The 13,686-nt window shown below is 46.1% G+C and carries 12 protein-coding genes; all 12 read left to right on the top strand.

The window, feature by feature from the left end:
• The first annotated feature begins 113 nt into the window (after nucleotides 1–113).
• The 12 genes from guaA to AC6F33_RS14955 all read left to right on the top strand — a co-directional run bounded on the left by guaA (nucleotide 114) and on the right by AC6F33_RS14955 (nucleotide 13,616).
• On the top strand, nucleotides 114–1,655 hold the full coding sequence (gene guaA / locus AC6F33_RS15010) for a glutamine-hydrolyzing GMP synthase (RefSeq protein WP_500777379.1): 1,542 nt from the start codon (nucleotides 114–116) through the stop codon (nucleotides 1,653–1,655).
• A 410-nt stretch (nucleotides 1,656–2,065) separates the two neighbouring features.
• Entirely contained in the window at nucleotides 2,066–2,380 is a 315-nt protein-coding gene (locus AC6F33_RS15005) for a YdcP family protein (RefSeq protein WP_093674660.1), read from the top strand.
• A gap of 12 nt (nucleotides 2,381–2,392) precedes the next feature.
• Entirely contained in the window at nucleotides 2,393–2,761 is a 369-nt protein-coding gene (locus AC6F33_RS15000; RefSeq protein ID WP_093674659.1) for a YdcP family protein, read from the top strand.
• A gap of 30 nt (nucleotides 2,762–2,791) precedes the next feature.
• Nucleotides 2,792–4,192 (top strand): FtsK/SpoIIIE domain-containing protein, encoded by a 1,401-nt coding sequence (locus AC6F33_RS14995; protein WP_155217820.1) that lies wholly within the window; start codon nucleotides 2,792–2,794, stop codon nucleotides 4,190–4,192.
• Between the two features lie 190 nt (nucleotides 4,193–4,382).
• The gene (gene mobT / locus AC6F33_RS14990) at nucleotides 4,383–5,585 is read left to right on the top strand and encodes a MobT family relaxase (RefSeq protein ID WP_010023706.1); all 1,203 of its coding nucleotides are present in this window, start codon (nucleotides 4,383–4,385) and stop codon (nucleotides 5,583–5,585) included.
• 64 nt (nucleotides 5,586–5,649) lie between these two features.
• Nucleotides 5,650–5,871 carry a hypothetical protein gene (locus tag AC6F33_RS14985; RefSeq protein ID WP_010023708.1) on the top strand — a complete coding sequence of 74 codons (222 nt, stop codon included), beginning with the start codon at nucleotides 5,650–5,652 and terminating at the stop codon, nucleotides 5,869–5,871.
• A gap of 186 nt (nucleotides 5,872–6,057) precedes the next feature.
• Entirely contained in the window at nucleotides 6,058–6,558 is a 501-nt protein-coding gene (locus AC6F33_RS14980; protein WP_010023710.1) for an antirestriction protein ArdA, read from the top strand.
• A gap of 36 nt (nucleotides 6,559–6,594) precedes the next feature.
• Nucleotides 6,595–7,002 carry a conjugal transfer protein gene (locus AC6F33_RS14975; RefSeq protein ID WP_010023712.1) on the top strand — a complete coding sequence of 136 codons (408 nt, stop codon included), beginning with the start codon at nucleotides 6,595–6,597 and terminating at the stop codon, nucleotides 7,000–7,002.
• The gene (gene tcpF / locus AC6F33_RS14970) at nucleotides 6,971–9,421 is read left to right on the top strand and encodes a conjugal transfer ATPase TcpF (protein ID WP_500777378.1); all 2,451 of its coding nucleotides are present in this window, start codon (nucleotides 6,971–6,973) and stop codon (nucleotides 9,419–9,421) included. Before AC6F33_RS14975 ends, tcpF begins: the two co-directional genes overlap by 32 nt.
• Nucleotides 9,422–11,698 carry a CD3337/EF1877 family mobilome membrane protein gene (locus tag AC6F33_RS14965; protein ID WP_500777377.1) on the top strand — a complete coding sequence of 759 codons (2,277 nt, stop codon included), beginning with the start codon at nucleotides 9,422–9,424 and terminating at the stop codon, nucleotides 11,696–11,698.
• Nucleotides 11,695–12,702: a bifunctional lytic transglycosylase/C40 family peptidase gene (locus AC6F33_RS14960; RefSeq protein ID WP_155217827.1), complete on the top strand. Its 1,008-nt coding sequence runs from the start codon at nucleotides 11,695–11,697 to the stop codon at nucleotides 12,700–12,702. Before AC6F33_RS14965 ends, AC6F33_RS14960 begins: the two co-directional genes overlap by 4 nt.
• A 17-nt stretch (nucleotides 12,703–12,719) precedes the next feature.
• A complete protein-coding gene (locus AC6F33_RS14955; RefSeq protein WP_047035262.1) occupies nucleotides 12,720–13,616 on the top strand; it encodes a conjugal transfer protein in 897 nt (298 codons plus the stop codon).
• The last annotated feature ends 70 nt before the right edge of the window (nucleotides 13,617–13,686 follow it).

Below are 13,686 nucleotides of genomic sequence, written 5' to 3'. Positions count from 1 at the left end.
TACTGGAAAGAGAAACTGGAAGCCTCAACGGCCTCCGGCTTTTTAAATAGTATGGGCAATAGAAAGCAGCAATGTCTGTGATTGATAAACAACAGATGGGGTGGGACAAAAGGATGGGACAACCGAATAACTTGATTATTGTTATGGACTTCGGCGGTCAGTACAATCAATTGATTGCAAGGCGAATTCGTGATTTAGGCGTGTATAGCGAGCTGTTCCCGAATACGTTGACTGCGGAGCAAATTAAAGAAAAGAATCCAAAGGGAATTATCTTCTCCGGTGGACCGAACAGTGTTTATGGCGAAGGCGCGCCTTTGTGCGACTCAGCTATTTTTGACCTAGACATTCCGATCCTCGGCATCTGCTATGGCTTGCACCTGATCAGCAAGCACTACGGCTCAACGGTTGAGCGTGCGACGCATCGTGAATACGGTAAAGCAGACATCACAGTGAACACAGACAACGCACTATTTAACGGCCTGCCTGAAACGCAAACGGTATGGATGAGTCATGGTGATCGTGTTAAGACGCTTCCTGAAGGCTTCAAAATTGAAGCAAGCAGTGAATCTTGTCCTGTTGCGGCGATGGCAAACGATGCGAAAAAGGTTTACGCAGTTCAATTCCATCCGGAAGTGCGTCACTCCGTGCACGGTAACGAGATTCTGAGCAACTTCGTGTTCGGCGTCTGCGGTGCGGAAAAAAGCTGGTCAATGGAACACTTCATCGATGAGCAGGTTGAAAAGATCCGTGCGACCGTCGGCGATCAAAAAGTCATTTGCGCATTAAGCGGTGGCGTGGATTCTTCGGTTGCAGCAGCACTCGTGCATAAAGCCATCGGCGATCAGCTGACCTGTATCTTCGTTGATCACGGCCTGCTCCGTAAAGGCGAAGCCGAAGGCGTTGTTGATACGTTCCAAAACCGTTTCCATATGAATTTCATTCATGTTGATGCGAAAAAACGCTTCTTGGATAAGCTTGAAGGCGTCAGCGATCCGGAACGCAAGCGTAAAATCATCGGCAATGAATTTATCTATTTGTTCCAAGATGAAGCCAATAAACTCGAGGATATTGCCTACCTCGTGCAAGGCACGCTTTACACGGACGTTGTCGAAAGCGGCGCCGGCGGCTCATCCCAGAACATTAAATCGCACCACAACGTCGGCGGACTGCCGGAAGACATGAAATTCAAGCTGATTGAACCGCTCAACACGCTGTTCAAAGACGAAGTCCGCGCGCTCGGCACAGAGCTCGGCCTTGCTGATGACATCGTTTGGCGTCAGCCGTTCCCTGGCCCGGGTCTCGGCATCCGCGTCCTCGGCGCAATCAGTGAAGACAAGCTCGAACTCGTTCGCGAATCCGACGCGATCCTTCGTGATGAAGTCAAGAAGGCTGGTCTCGACCGTGACATCTGGCAATATTTCACCGTGCTGCCGAACATCCAAAGCGTCGGCGTCATGGGCGACGGCCGTACCTACGACCACTGCATCGCGATCCGTGCCGTAACGTCGATCGACGGCATGACCTCCGACTGGGCACGCATCCCATGGGATGTGCTCGAGAAGATCTCAACCCGAATCGTCAACGAAGTCGAACACGTCAACCGCATTGTGTACGACATTACCTCCAAGCCACCGGCAACGATTGAGTGGGAATAAAGTAGATACCTCGTTTGGTGTCAAAACGTTGATTTAACAGCATTTTTGGCAAAGGTAAAATGGATAAAAACACTTAAATTGATAAGGATCTCCGCCAAAATTCCGCCAAGGACCGGAGTCAGAGAACCGTATCAGTTCGAGGTTCAGAAGGTATATTTTGAAGAATATGCCTTCTTTTTTATTTTATTTTTCCGCCAAGTCATTCTGTTTCGAAAGGTACCATCACTGTGTCACAAATTTTAATCAATCCTGTGCTGAGATGAGAAATCATTTCAGCCTTTTTATTTCAAGTTTTTGGTGTTGGAAGGGATGTGCTTTCACCAGAGCATCTCGCTCTTTTCCCGACAAAATTTAAGCTTGAATCAGCGTATTAATCAAAACAAAATTATTTACAGAAAGGAAAATGATTTATGGAACTGAAACACATTATTCCAAACGTTGAAAAGACATTTGGAAACCTCGAATATGCTGGAGAAGGCAATGTAGAACAGCGCCGGGTTAATGGTCGCACGATGATCCTTTCCCGCAGCTACAATTTGTATTCCGACATCCAGCGAGCGGACGATATCGTTTTGGTGTTACCACCGGAAGCGGGTGAAAAGCATTTTGAAGTAGAAGACAAGGTGAAATTGATCAATCCTCGAATTACCGCAGAGGGTTATAAAATTGGTGCTCGTGGTTTTACAAATTATATTCTCCATGCAGACGATATGGTGAAAGCATAAGGAGGGCAAAAAATGAGATTAGCTGAAGGCATTGTGATTGATAAGGACAAGACATTTGGTGCGCTGAAATTCTCCGCACTCCGCCGTGAAGTGCGCGTGAATAATGAGGACGGGACGGTTAGTGATGAAATTAAAGAACGGACTTATGACCTTAAATCCCGTGGACAAGGACGCATGATACAGGTCAGTATTCCGGCTGCCGTCCCGTTAAAAGAGTTTGACTATAATGCCGAAGTGGAACTGATCAACCCGGTAGCGGATACAGTAGCGACTGCCACATTTTTGGGAGCGGATGTGGACTGGTATATCAAGGCCGAGGACATAGCGCTGAAAAATAAACAAGCCGTCCCCCATCCGCAGCCACAAACTAAAGGAAAGTAATGCCATTTCATTTTCCGGAAAGGATCATTTATGAAACATTTCATCTATAAAGGAAAAAGGATTCGAGCGGGTGATCAACATCTTGTCTTTCGATTTGCTGCTACCTCACTCGTTCTTGTTTTCCTATTCGTGTTGCTGGCCTTTCATGGGAAGCGGCTCATGCTAATGGACTGGAAGAAGGTACGACTTTTGCATGAAGGCAGCTTGCAGTTTGCTATCACGCCCTATCTCATGTTCAGTGTCAGTGTAGCTGCAGGAATAAGCATGCTTGTGGCCGGCCTTTATTACCACTTTCATCGAGATAGAGTGAAACAGCTCGTGCACCGCCAAAAGCTAGCCAAAATGATCCTAGAAAATAAATGGTATGAATCCGAACAGGTGCAACATGACGGGCTCTTTAAAGACCTACCATCCGGCAGGCCAAAGGAGAGAATCCGCCATTTCCCAAAGATGTATTACCGGCTCAAAGATGGACTGATTCACATCCACGTAGAAATTACGTTGGGTAAATATCAGGATCAGCTCCTGCACTTGGAAAAGAAGCTGGAAAGTGGCTTGTACTGTGAACTGGTGGACAAAGAGCTCAAGGATTCTTATCTAGAATATACCCTGCTCTATGATACGATTACGAATCGTATTTCCATTGAAGAAGTCACTGCTAAAGACGGGCGCTTAAAGCTGATGAAGTCTGTTTATTGGGAGTATGATAAGTTACCTCATATGCTCATTGCTGGGGGAACAGGCGGAGGAAAAACCTACTTCATCTTCTCACTCATTGAAGCCTTAGCGCGCACAAACGCCATGCTTTATGTCCTTGACCCAAAAAATTCGGATCTTGCTGATCTTTCTGAAGTCATGCCGAATGTCCATCATCAGAAAGAAGACATGATGGCCTGTCTGAACCAGTTTTATGACAGTATGATGGAACGCAGTGAAGCCATGAAACAGATGACTGGCTACAAGACCGGAGAGAACTATGCTTATCTGGGATTGCCCGCTCACTTCCTCATCTTTGATGAATACGTGGCGTTCATGGAAATGCTTGGGAAAGAGAGTTCTGTTGTTTTAACCAAGTTGAAACGGATCGTCATGCTTGGGAGACAGGCCGGGTACTTCCTGATCCTTGCCTGCCAGCGTCCAGACGCTAAATTTTTAGGCGATGGGATTCGTGACCAATTCAACTTCCGTGTGGCCTTGGGACGCATGTCGGAAATGGGCTACAGCATGATGTTTGGTGAGGTGGAAAAGGATTTTTTCCTAAAACAAATCAAAGGGCGAGGTTATGTGGATACAGGGACAAGTGTCATCTCAGAGTTTTATACCCCTTTAGTCCCTAAAGGACACAATTTTATAAAAGAGATTGGAACACTGATAAGAAGCAGGCAGGACGGACAGGCGGCGTGCGAAGCGAAAGCCGAAGGGACGGACTAGCCTGCTGCTGGTGTGGCGTCAGCCACGCCAGCGATTTAGCCCCCCGTATCTAACAGGGGGGCACAAATACAATAAAAAACAGTTTCAAAATCCAGTAAACACCCTATTCTGTCTAGGTTTCTGGAATTTTTGGAGGATGTCAACTATGCCCCTTTCAGTTGACATCCTCTTTTTGATTGGAGGGTAATCATTGAGCGAAAATGATTTATGGGTACAACATCTGAAGGAAAAGCGGCTTTCATACGGCCTTTCACAAAATCGCCTGGCGGTTGTTGCCGGAATGACCAGACAGTATCTCAACGATATTGAAAACAGCAGGGCTTCCCCATCGGATGACATCAAAACGGCGTTACTAAAAGCATTGGAACGGCTCAATCCCGATGCACCACTTGAGATGCTGTTTGACTATGTGCGGATACGATTCCCAACCACGGATGTGAAGCATGTCATTGAAGACATTCTGCTTTTGAAAATGAACTACATGCTTCATGAAGACTATGGCTTCTATTCCTACACGGAACATTACGCTTTGGGAGATATTTTTGTGATGGTCTCTCCTGATGAACAAAAAGGTGTGCTGCTGGAACTGAAAGGACGAGGCTGCCGCCAGTTTGAGGGATTCCTTTTAGCCCAACACCGAAGCTGGACCGACTTTTTCATGGATGCCATCTGCGAGGGCGGTGTATTCAAGAGGCTGGACTTAGCGATCAATGACAAGGCAGACATTTTGGATATTCCGCAGCTGACGGAAAAATGCCGACATGAAGAATGTATTTCTGTGTTTCGCAGCTTTAAAAGTTACCGTAGCGGCGAGCTCATCCGCCGAGAGGAAAAGGAAGCCATGGGGCACACGCTCTATATCGGTTCTCTAAAAAGTGAAATCTATTTCTGCCTTTATGAAAAGGACTACGAGCAGTATGCAAAGAGTGACATCCCTATCGACGAAGCCGAAGTCAAAAACCGATTTGAAATCCGCCTGAAAAACGAACGTGCCGATCACGCCATCCTTGACCTGATGGCTTACCACGATGCGGAGCGTACGGCTTTTTCCATCATCAACCGTTACCTGCGTTTTGTGGACAAAGTGGAAAATAAGCGACGCAGCACATGGAAAATGAACGAAAACTGGGCCTGGTTTATCGGAAAAAACCGGGAGAAATTGAAATTAACCACCCAACCGGAGCCGTATTCTTTTGACCGGACCTTAGGCTGGTTACAGCGACAGGTGGCCCCGACATTAAAAGTGGCGCTTTGGCTCGACCAGATCAAAGATACTACCGTCATTGATGACATGATCCGGCATGCCAAGCTCACGAAACGCCACGAAAAAATAGTCCAGCAGCAGGCCGATGCTGCCGAACAGATGGTCACGAATCATCATCGGCAAAAATGATCTTTAAACAATGCATCAACGAAATTTTAATCACAAATTGGATGTATAAAAGGAGAAATCGCTCATGAATTTTGGACGGAATTTATACACTTGGTTTTTAAATAATGCTCAGTCTCTCGTCTTGATGGCGATTGTGGTCATCGGGCTTTATCTCGGTTTTAAACGGGAATTTTCCAAGCTGATTGGTTTTCTAGTGATTGCTTTGATTGCCGTGGGATTAGTCTTCAATGCGGCAGGTGTCAAAGATGTCTTACTGAATCTGTTTAACAGAGTCGTGGGTGCGTAACTTTAACACCTGTTCTTTTGGCATGTATAAGGGCTTTTCTTATGCATGCCAAAAAACAGGTACGTCAAACGGTAGTGCGACAGGGAAATGCACTTTTATCTAAATAAATTTAATGGGTAGCCATTGCGCAGTCGAAAACCACTGCTTTTTTTGTATCTATTTTTAGGAAAAGGAAGTGATATATAGATGGAAATGAAAGTCTATATAGCCAATCTTGGCAAGTACAATGAGGGCGAATTAGTCGGTGCATGGTTCACTCCACCCGTTGACTTTGAGGAGGTCAAGGAGCGTATCGGATTGAATCATGAATATGAAGAATATGCCATCCACGATTACGAATTGCCCTTTGATATTGATGAATACACGCCCATTGAGGAAATCAACCGTCTGTGTTCTCTAGCGAAGGAATTAGAAGGAACACCGATTGAGGAGGAAATGAGAGAAATCCAGAACGCCTTTTTTGGCAGTTTTGAAGAAATGGTGGAGCATAAGGATGACATCATCTGTTATCCCGATTGTGATGATATGGAGAATGTGGCCCGTTACCTATTGGAAGAGTCAGGTACCCTTGGTGAAGTCCCTTCTCATTTGCAAAACTATATTGACTATGAAGCTTATGGACGGGATTTGGAGTTGGAAGGAAATTTTCTCGTCACTTCCCACGGTGTTTTTGAATACGTCAGTTAACTAAAAAGTCTCTTAAACAGAAAGGAATAGTGACAGATGAAAAAAATCAGAAGCTATACTAGCATCTGGAACGTGGAGAAGGTGATCTACGCCATCAATGACTTCCAACTACCCTTTCCGGTCACTTTTACGCAAATGGCTTGGTTTGTCTGCTCGCTCTTGCTGGTGGTGCTCTTTGCGAACGTGCCACCGTTGTCTTTCATTCATGGCGTCCTGCTGAAATATGTGGGTCTTCCGGTTGGCTTCACGTGGTTCATGTCACAGAAGACCTTTGATGGGAAAAAGCCCTATGGCTTTCTGAAATCCGTATTTTCCTATATGCTCCGTCCCAAAGTCACCTATGCTGGAAAGTCTGTGAAGCTGAAAAAAGAGACCGTCGGTGGAGCGATTACCGCCGTGAGGAGGGAACGTTATGCTGTATCCGATCAAGTACATCGAAAATAACCTCGTTTTTAATCACGACGGGGAATGTTTCGCCTATTATGAACTGATTCCCTACAACTACTCCTTTCTGAGTCCAGAAGAAAAATACCAGGTGCATGAGCATTTTCGTCAGTTGGTCGCCCAGAGCCGTGACGGGAAAATTCATGCCTTGCAGATTGCTACAGAATCAAGTATTCGGGCCACGCAGGAGCGAAGCAAGAAAGAAATCTCTGGAAGATTGAGAGACATTGCTTGCCGGAAAATTGATGAACAGACTGAAGCGTTAGTCGGAATGATTGGTGAAAACCAAATCGACTATCGCTTTTTTATTGGCTTCAAACTGCTTTTAAACGAACAGGAAGTCAGCCTTAAGGTGATCAGTGAATCCATTCTGATGACCTTTTCTGATTTCCTTTACGAGGTCAATCACAAACTGATGGGCGATTTCGTCAGCATGAGTACGAAAGAGATTAACCGGTTTATGAAAATGGAACACCTGCTGGAAAGCAAGATTTCCCGCAGATTCAAAGTTCGCAGGCTGGATAAAGATGACTTTGGCTATCTGATTGAACATCTTTATGGGAAGACGGGTTCGCCCTATGAGGAATATGCCTACCATTTACCGGCAAAGAAACTGAAGCAGGAAATGCTGGTGAAGCGGTATGACCTCATCAAGCCGACTCGCTGCCTTGTCGAGGAAAACCAGAGATATTTGAAAATCGAGCAGGAAGACCAGACGACTTATGTTTCCTATTTCACGATCAATTCGATTGTACGAGAGCTGGACTTCCCCTCCTCAGAAATTTTTTACTATCAGCAACAACAATTTACGTTTCCAATTGATACATCGATGAATGTGGACATTGTCACGAATAAGAAAGCCTTAACGACGGTTCGAAACAAGAAAAAAGAATTGAAAGACTTAGATAACCATGCCTGGCAGTCTAATAATGAGTCAGGTAACGACGTGATGGAAGCCCTGGATAGTGTCAGCGAGCTGGAAGCGAATCTCGACCAGACCAAAGAAGCGATGTATAAGCTCAGTTACGTGATACGGGTAGCAGCGCCGGATCTGGACGAATTGAAGCGTCGATGTAACGAAGTCATGGACTTCTACGACGATTTAAGCATTAAACTGGTGCGACCGTTCGGAGACATGATCGGGCTGCACGGTGAGTTCCTTCCTGCCAGCAAGCGGTATATGAATGATTATATCCAGTATGTGACCAGTGACTTTCTTGCAAGCTTGGGCTTTGGGGCCGCGCAGATGCTTGGGGAACCAGAGGGGATCTATATCGGCTATAATCTGGACACCGGGCGTAACGTTTACTTAAAGCCGAGCCTTGCAGCACAAGGCGTGAAAGGGTCTGTCACTAATGCACTTGCAGCGGCTTTTCTTGGTTCCCTTGGCGGCGGAAAATCCTTCTCGAACAACTTACTCGTCTATTATGCCGTCCTCTACGGGGGACAGGCGGTGATCTTAGATCCCAAATCCGAGCGTGGTGGGTGGAAGGAAACGCTACCGGAAATTGCCGAGGAAATTAACATCATCAATCTGACCAGAGAGGAACGCAACAAGGGCTTACTTGACCCTTATGTGATTATGAAACAGACGAAGGACGCAGAGAGCCTCGCCATCGACATCCTTACCTTTCTCACAGGCATTTCCAGTCGGGATGGTGAGAAGTTCCCAACGCTTCGTAAGGCGATCCGTCGGGTGACGCAAAGCGACCGACAAGGGCTTTTGTGCGTCATTGACGAGCTATACAAGGAGGGCACCTCCGTTGCGAGCAGCATGGCTGACCATATCGACAGCATTAAGGACAGTAACCTGGGACACTTGTTGTTCTCTGATGGCATGACCGTTCAGTCGATTAGCCTGGATAAGCAGCTGAACATCATCCAAGTGGCGGACTTGGTGCTTCCAGATGCTGAAACCGAATTTAAGGAATACACGACTGTGGAACTTTTAAGTGTGGCGATTTTAATTGTCATCAGCACCTTTGCCCTTGATTTCATTCACTCCAACCGCAGCGTGTTTAAAATGGTGGACTTGGATGAAGCCTGGAGCTTTTTGCAGGTGGCACAGGGGAAGACCCTTTCCAACAAGCTGGTGCGGGCTGGTCGCGCCATGAATGCCGGTGTTTATTTCGTAACCCAGAACGCAGATGATTTACTGGATGAGAAGATGAAAAACAATATCGGTCTGAAATTTGCATTTCGTTCGACGGATATACACGAAATCAAGAAGACACTGGAATTCTTCGGCGTGGACAAGGAGGATGAACAAAACCAGAAACGATTACGTGAACTTGAAAATGGCCAGTGCCTTATCTCTGACTTGTATGGCCGTGTAGGTGTCATCCAGATTCATCCGGTCTTTGAGGAACTGCTCCATGCCTTTGACACCCGCCCTCCGGTTAGAAAAGAGGCGACCTAAATGCATTTGAAAAAGAGTTGGCACATCGTCTACACCATTTTGCTGGTTACGGTTGGATCGCTGCTTTTCTTTGTCCTACTTGGAACAGCAGCCCATGCGGCCGGTCTTGTTGATGATACAGTCAGTGCGCAACATGTTTACTCTAAATATCCTCTGGGCAATTACCAGCTGGACTTCTATGTGGACAATTCATGGGACTGGCTGCCGTGGAATTGGACCGATGGTATTGGCAAACAGGTCATGTATGGACTCTACGCCATCACGAATTTTATCTGGACGCTCTCCCTCTACCTGTCCAATGCGACAGGGTATCTCGTACAGGAAGCCTATTCCTTAGATTTCGTTTCCAAGACTGCAAACGCGATTGGAAAAAACATGCAAACATTGGCAGGTATTTCGCCCAGCGGCTTTCATAGTTCTGGCTTTTATCCAGGGTTCCTGCTGATTTTTATTTTAATCCTCGGGATCTATGTGGCCTATGTGGGGCTGATCAAGCGAGAGACCACCAAAGTGATTCACGCCGTGATGAACTTTTTGGTGGTTTTTCTTCTGTCCGCTTCCTTTATTGCCTATGCCCCAGACTATATCGGCAAAATCAATGGATTTTCGGCGGACATCAGCAAGGCTAGTCTGTCGCTGGGGACAAAAATGGTGATGCCACACTCGGGAAGTCATGGTCAGGACAGCGCAGCCCTCATCCGGGATAACTTGTTTTCGATACAAGTGCAGCAGCCCTGGCTGCTTCTACAGTATGGCAATTCTGATATGACTAAAATCGGACAGAAACGGGTGGAAAAGCTGCTGTCCGCAGATCCGGACGCAAACAACGGCGCAGACCGGGAAGCGGTTGTTAAAGAGGAAATTGAAAAAGAAGGCAATAAGAACCTGACACTCACCAAGACGACCCCACGTTTGGGGATGGTGTTCTTCCTGTTTCTATTCAATATCGGGATTTCCATCTTCGTGTTTCTACTTTCGGGGATCATGATTTTCTCGCAGATCTTGTTCATCATCTATGCCCTCTTCCTGCCCATCAGTTTTCTGCTTTCCATGATCCCGGGCTTTAATGGCATGGGCAAACAGGCCATCATGAAGCTTTTCAATGTCATCATGACACGGGCAGGCATTACGCTAATTGTCACGATTGCCTTTTCCATTTCCACCATGCTTTACGCCCTATCCGGAGAATTCCCGTTTTTCCTGATTGCCTTTTTACAGATTGTGACTTTTGCGGGTATTTACGCCAAACTGGGTGACCTTATGGGTCTATTCCACTTGCAGGCGAGTGATTCTCAGCAGATGGGAAGCCAAATCCTGCAACGGCCTTATCGGTTCTTACATCGCGAGACGCGGCGATGGAAGCGGAAAATGGGTCGCTTTTTTACGGCCGGAGCAACCGGTGCGGCAGCTGGCCCTGGGGCAAGGGCAAAAGCTTCGAGGTCCGGAGCTTCCCAACGGACGCAAACCCGCAGCCAACGTCCAACACAAGGATCAAAGAAATCCCAGCTTGAGCCCCGTACAGGTCGGTCAGCGGGTGCGGGCAAAGAGACAATAAAGCGAAGCACGGACAACCCAAATCCAAGAAAGAAGCAAACAGCGGCTTTACCTTTGAATACCCGCCAAGTCTTGATTCATGGGAAGACAGAAAAGCACGACACGATGACAAAAAAGACAGAGGACGCCAAAAGTCGTACAGTGCAAAAAATCGCGGACAAAAAACAGAACCGTGAAGAGAACCAAATGCAGCAGCGTCCGACGATTGCGCAACGCCGACTGGAACTTAACCGGGACCGTCAACAAAAGGCAACCGAACAGGATTTCGTTGAACGGCCTAAAACCAAATTAACAAAAGATAAACCAGCCAAGAAGCAAAAAACGGCAAGGCCTCATTCGGCACCTGCACGGTCTGTAATGCCTGATTCCACGCTGAAGACAAACAAAAGGACGATAAACTCAATCCACTCATTCAAGGATCAGGCGAAAAAAAGCCAAGCAAAAAATACCGAGCTCAATCGGCCGGTCGTCCAGATGCCAGATTCTACAGTACGCCAAGATCTCACCAAGCAGGATCTTAACAGGAGAAGCCCAGTTGCGACGCAGAAAGAGCACGCACCGACTCATCCAAACGCAACGCGACAACCGTTTACACCAAAAAAGAGCCGACAACTGGCCACGATGATCAAAAAACAAGAGGCAACCCTCAGGCATAATCGGACAGAAACGGATCAACAGACAAGGCAACGCGTGACTCGTAGGCAGAGAGGAAGCCAAAAATGAGATTAAACGTTTGGCTAATCTTCGGTGCCGTTTTCGCTATGCTGATTTCCCTACTAATTTTTGTCGCTGTTTTCATTTCAAATGAAGAGGATGGAGATGGCAGCAGCAATGGGATCGATCTTGCAGGTGCTAATCTGTCACAGGAAGTACTGGCCCACCAGCCAATGGTGGAAAAGTATGCCAAGAAATATCAAATCGAACGCTATGTCGGTGATTTGCTTGCCATCATGCAGGTGGAAAGCGGAGGTCGTGGCACAGATGTCATGCAGTCGATGGCCTCGACCGGACAACCTCAGCATTCCTTTACTGTGGAGAAGTCGATTCAGCAAGGGTGCAAATATTTTGCGGCTTTACTAAAGTCTTCTAGGAAAAAAGGAGGCGACATCAATACCGTGATTCAATCTTACAACTATGGAGGAAATTTCATCGATTACGTGGCGAGCCACGGTAAAAAATACACCTTTGAACTTGCGGAGAACTTTGCGAAAGAAAAATCCGATGGGGAAAAAGTTTCTTACACAAACCCGATTGCATTGAAGAAAAATAGTGGCTGGCGATACCGTTACGGAAATATGTTCTATGTCGCTTTGGTCTCGCAATATTTGACCGTGGCACATTTCGACAATGCCACCGTTCAGGCAATCATGAACGAAGCCTTGAAATATCAAGGCTGGCGCTATGTGTTTGGGGGAGACAATCCCAACACGTCCTTTGATTGTAGTGGATTGACGCAATGGAGCTTTGGAAAAGCGGGCATTAGACTGCCTCGGACAGCTCAGGAACAGTATGACGTCACGCAGCATCTTCCGCTATCGGAAGCGAAACCGGGGGATTTGGTGTTTTTTCACGATACCTATAATGCAGCTACTTATATCACACACGTCGGTATTTATGTCGGTAACAATCGCATGTATCAAGCTGGTGATCCGATTGGGTATGCCGATCTTACAACCTCATACTGGCAGAAACACCTAGTCAGCGCCGGTCGGATCAAAAACAAATAGAAAGGAAGATTTAAGCTATGAAAATAAGAAAAAAAGAAAAGCAGCTCAAGTCCCCAAAGATCCACGTGATGAAAGTCGGAATCCACAGAAAATGGGTCATTTTTCTGTGGATTCTGCTGATAAGCAGTGTTGCTTTTGGCATCTACAAAAATTTTACCGCCATCAATAGGCACACGGTTCATGAAACAAAAGTGATTGAAAAACAAGTGATAAATATCAACCCGATCGAAAATTTCATCAAAAACTTTGCCAAAGTCTATTATTCATGGAAAAACAACCAGAATGTAATCGACCAACGGACAGAAGCTCTCAAAGGGTATCTGACTAAAGAATTACAGGATTTAAACATCGACACCATTCGCAGGGACATTCCTACCTCTTCTTCAGTTAACGACGTGGAAATCTGGAAGGTAAGGCAAATCGATGAACACGAGTATGCCGTCATTTTTTCCGTTGATCAGCTGATAACGGAGGGCGACACAAAAAAGGCGGTGAATGCCTCTTATGAGGTGGGAGTCTATATGGATAAAGCCGGAAACATGGTCATCGTCAGAAATCCCACCATTTGTGAGATTCCTGTGAAGTCAGGTTATGAGCCAAAAGCAGTAGAAAATGATGGTACGGTGAATGGAGGTACGACAGAAGAAATCAACGTATTTTTAAAAACGTTCTTTAAACTATATCCTACTGCAAGTAAAGAAGAACTGTCCTACTATGTCAAAGACAATGTGCTGAAACCGATTGGCAAGGACTATGTCTTTTCAGAGATGATCAATCCGGTGTATCGGAAAGTGGGCAATCAAGTGCAGGTTTCAGTATCCGTGAAGTATCTCGATCAGCAAACAAAGGCGACGCAGATTTCACAGCTTGATTTGACTCTGCAAAAAGATAAAAATTGGATGATTGTTAAATAAAAAATATTTCGGTTAGTTCAAAGAAGTTAAGCCATTTATCTCAGAAAAGCTAAAAATATCAGTAGAAGTA

This window comes from Sporolactobacillus sp. BBK16-2 (assembly GCF_059878335.1).
This window is presented reverse-complemented; position numbering and strand designations above follow the sequence as displayed.

Excerpts from the sequence above, each read along its gene's own strand:
- guaA (WP_500777379.1), top strand. The coding sequence starts at position 114 with ATGGGACAACCGAATAACTTGATTATTGTTATGGACTTCGGCGGTCAG.
- AC6F33_RS15005 (WP_093674660.1), top strand. The coding sequence starts at position 2,066 with ATGGAACTGAAACACATTATTCCAAACGTTGAAAAGACATTTGGAAAC.
- AC6F33_RS15000 (WP_093674659.1), top strand. The coding sequence starts at position 2,393 with ATGAGATTAGCTGAAGGCATTGTGATTGATAAGGACAAGACATTTGGT.
- AC6F33_RS14995 (WP_155217820.1), top strand. The coding sequence starts at position 2,792 with ATGAAACATTTCATCTATAAAGGAAAAAGGATTCGAGCGGGTGATCAA.
- AC6F33_RS14985 (WP_010023708.1), top strand. The coding sequence starts at position 5,650 with ATGAATTTTGGACGGAATTTATACACTTGGTTTTTAAATAATGCTCAG.
- AC6F33_RS14980 (WP_010023710.1), top strand. The coding sequence starts at position 6,058 with ATGGAAATGAAAGTCTATATAGCCAATCTTGGCAAGTACAATGAGGGC.
- AC6F33_RS14975 (WP_010023712.1), top strand. The coding sequence starts at position 6,595 with ATGAAAAAAATCAGAAGCTATACTAGCATCTGGAACGTGGAGAAGGTG.
- tcpF (WP_500777378.1), top strand. The coding sequence starts at position 6,971 with ATGCTGTATCCGATCAAGTACATCGAAAATAACCTCGTTTTTAATCAC.
- AC6F33_RS14965 (WP_500777377.1), top strand. The coding sequence starts at position 9,422 with ATGCATTTGAAAAAGAGTTGGCACATCGTCTACACCATTTTGCTGGTT.
- AC6F33_RS14960 (WP_155217827.1), top strand. The coding sequence starts at position 11,695 with ATGAGATTAAACGTTTGGCTAATCTTCGGTGCCGTTTTCGCTATGCTG.
- AC6F33_RS14955 (WP_047035262.1), top strand. The coding sequence starts at position 12,720 with ATGAAAATAAGAAAAAAAGAAAAGCAGCTCAAGTCCCCAAAGATCCAC.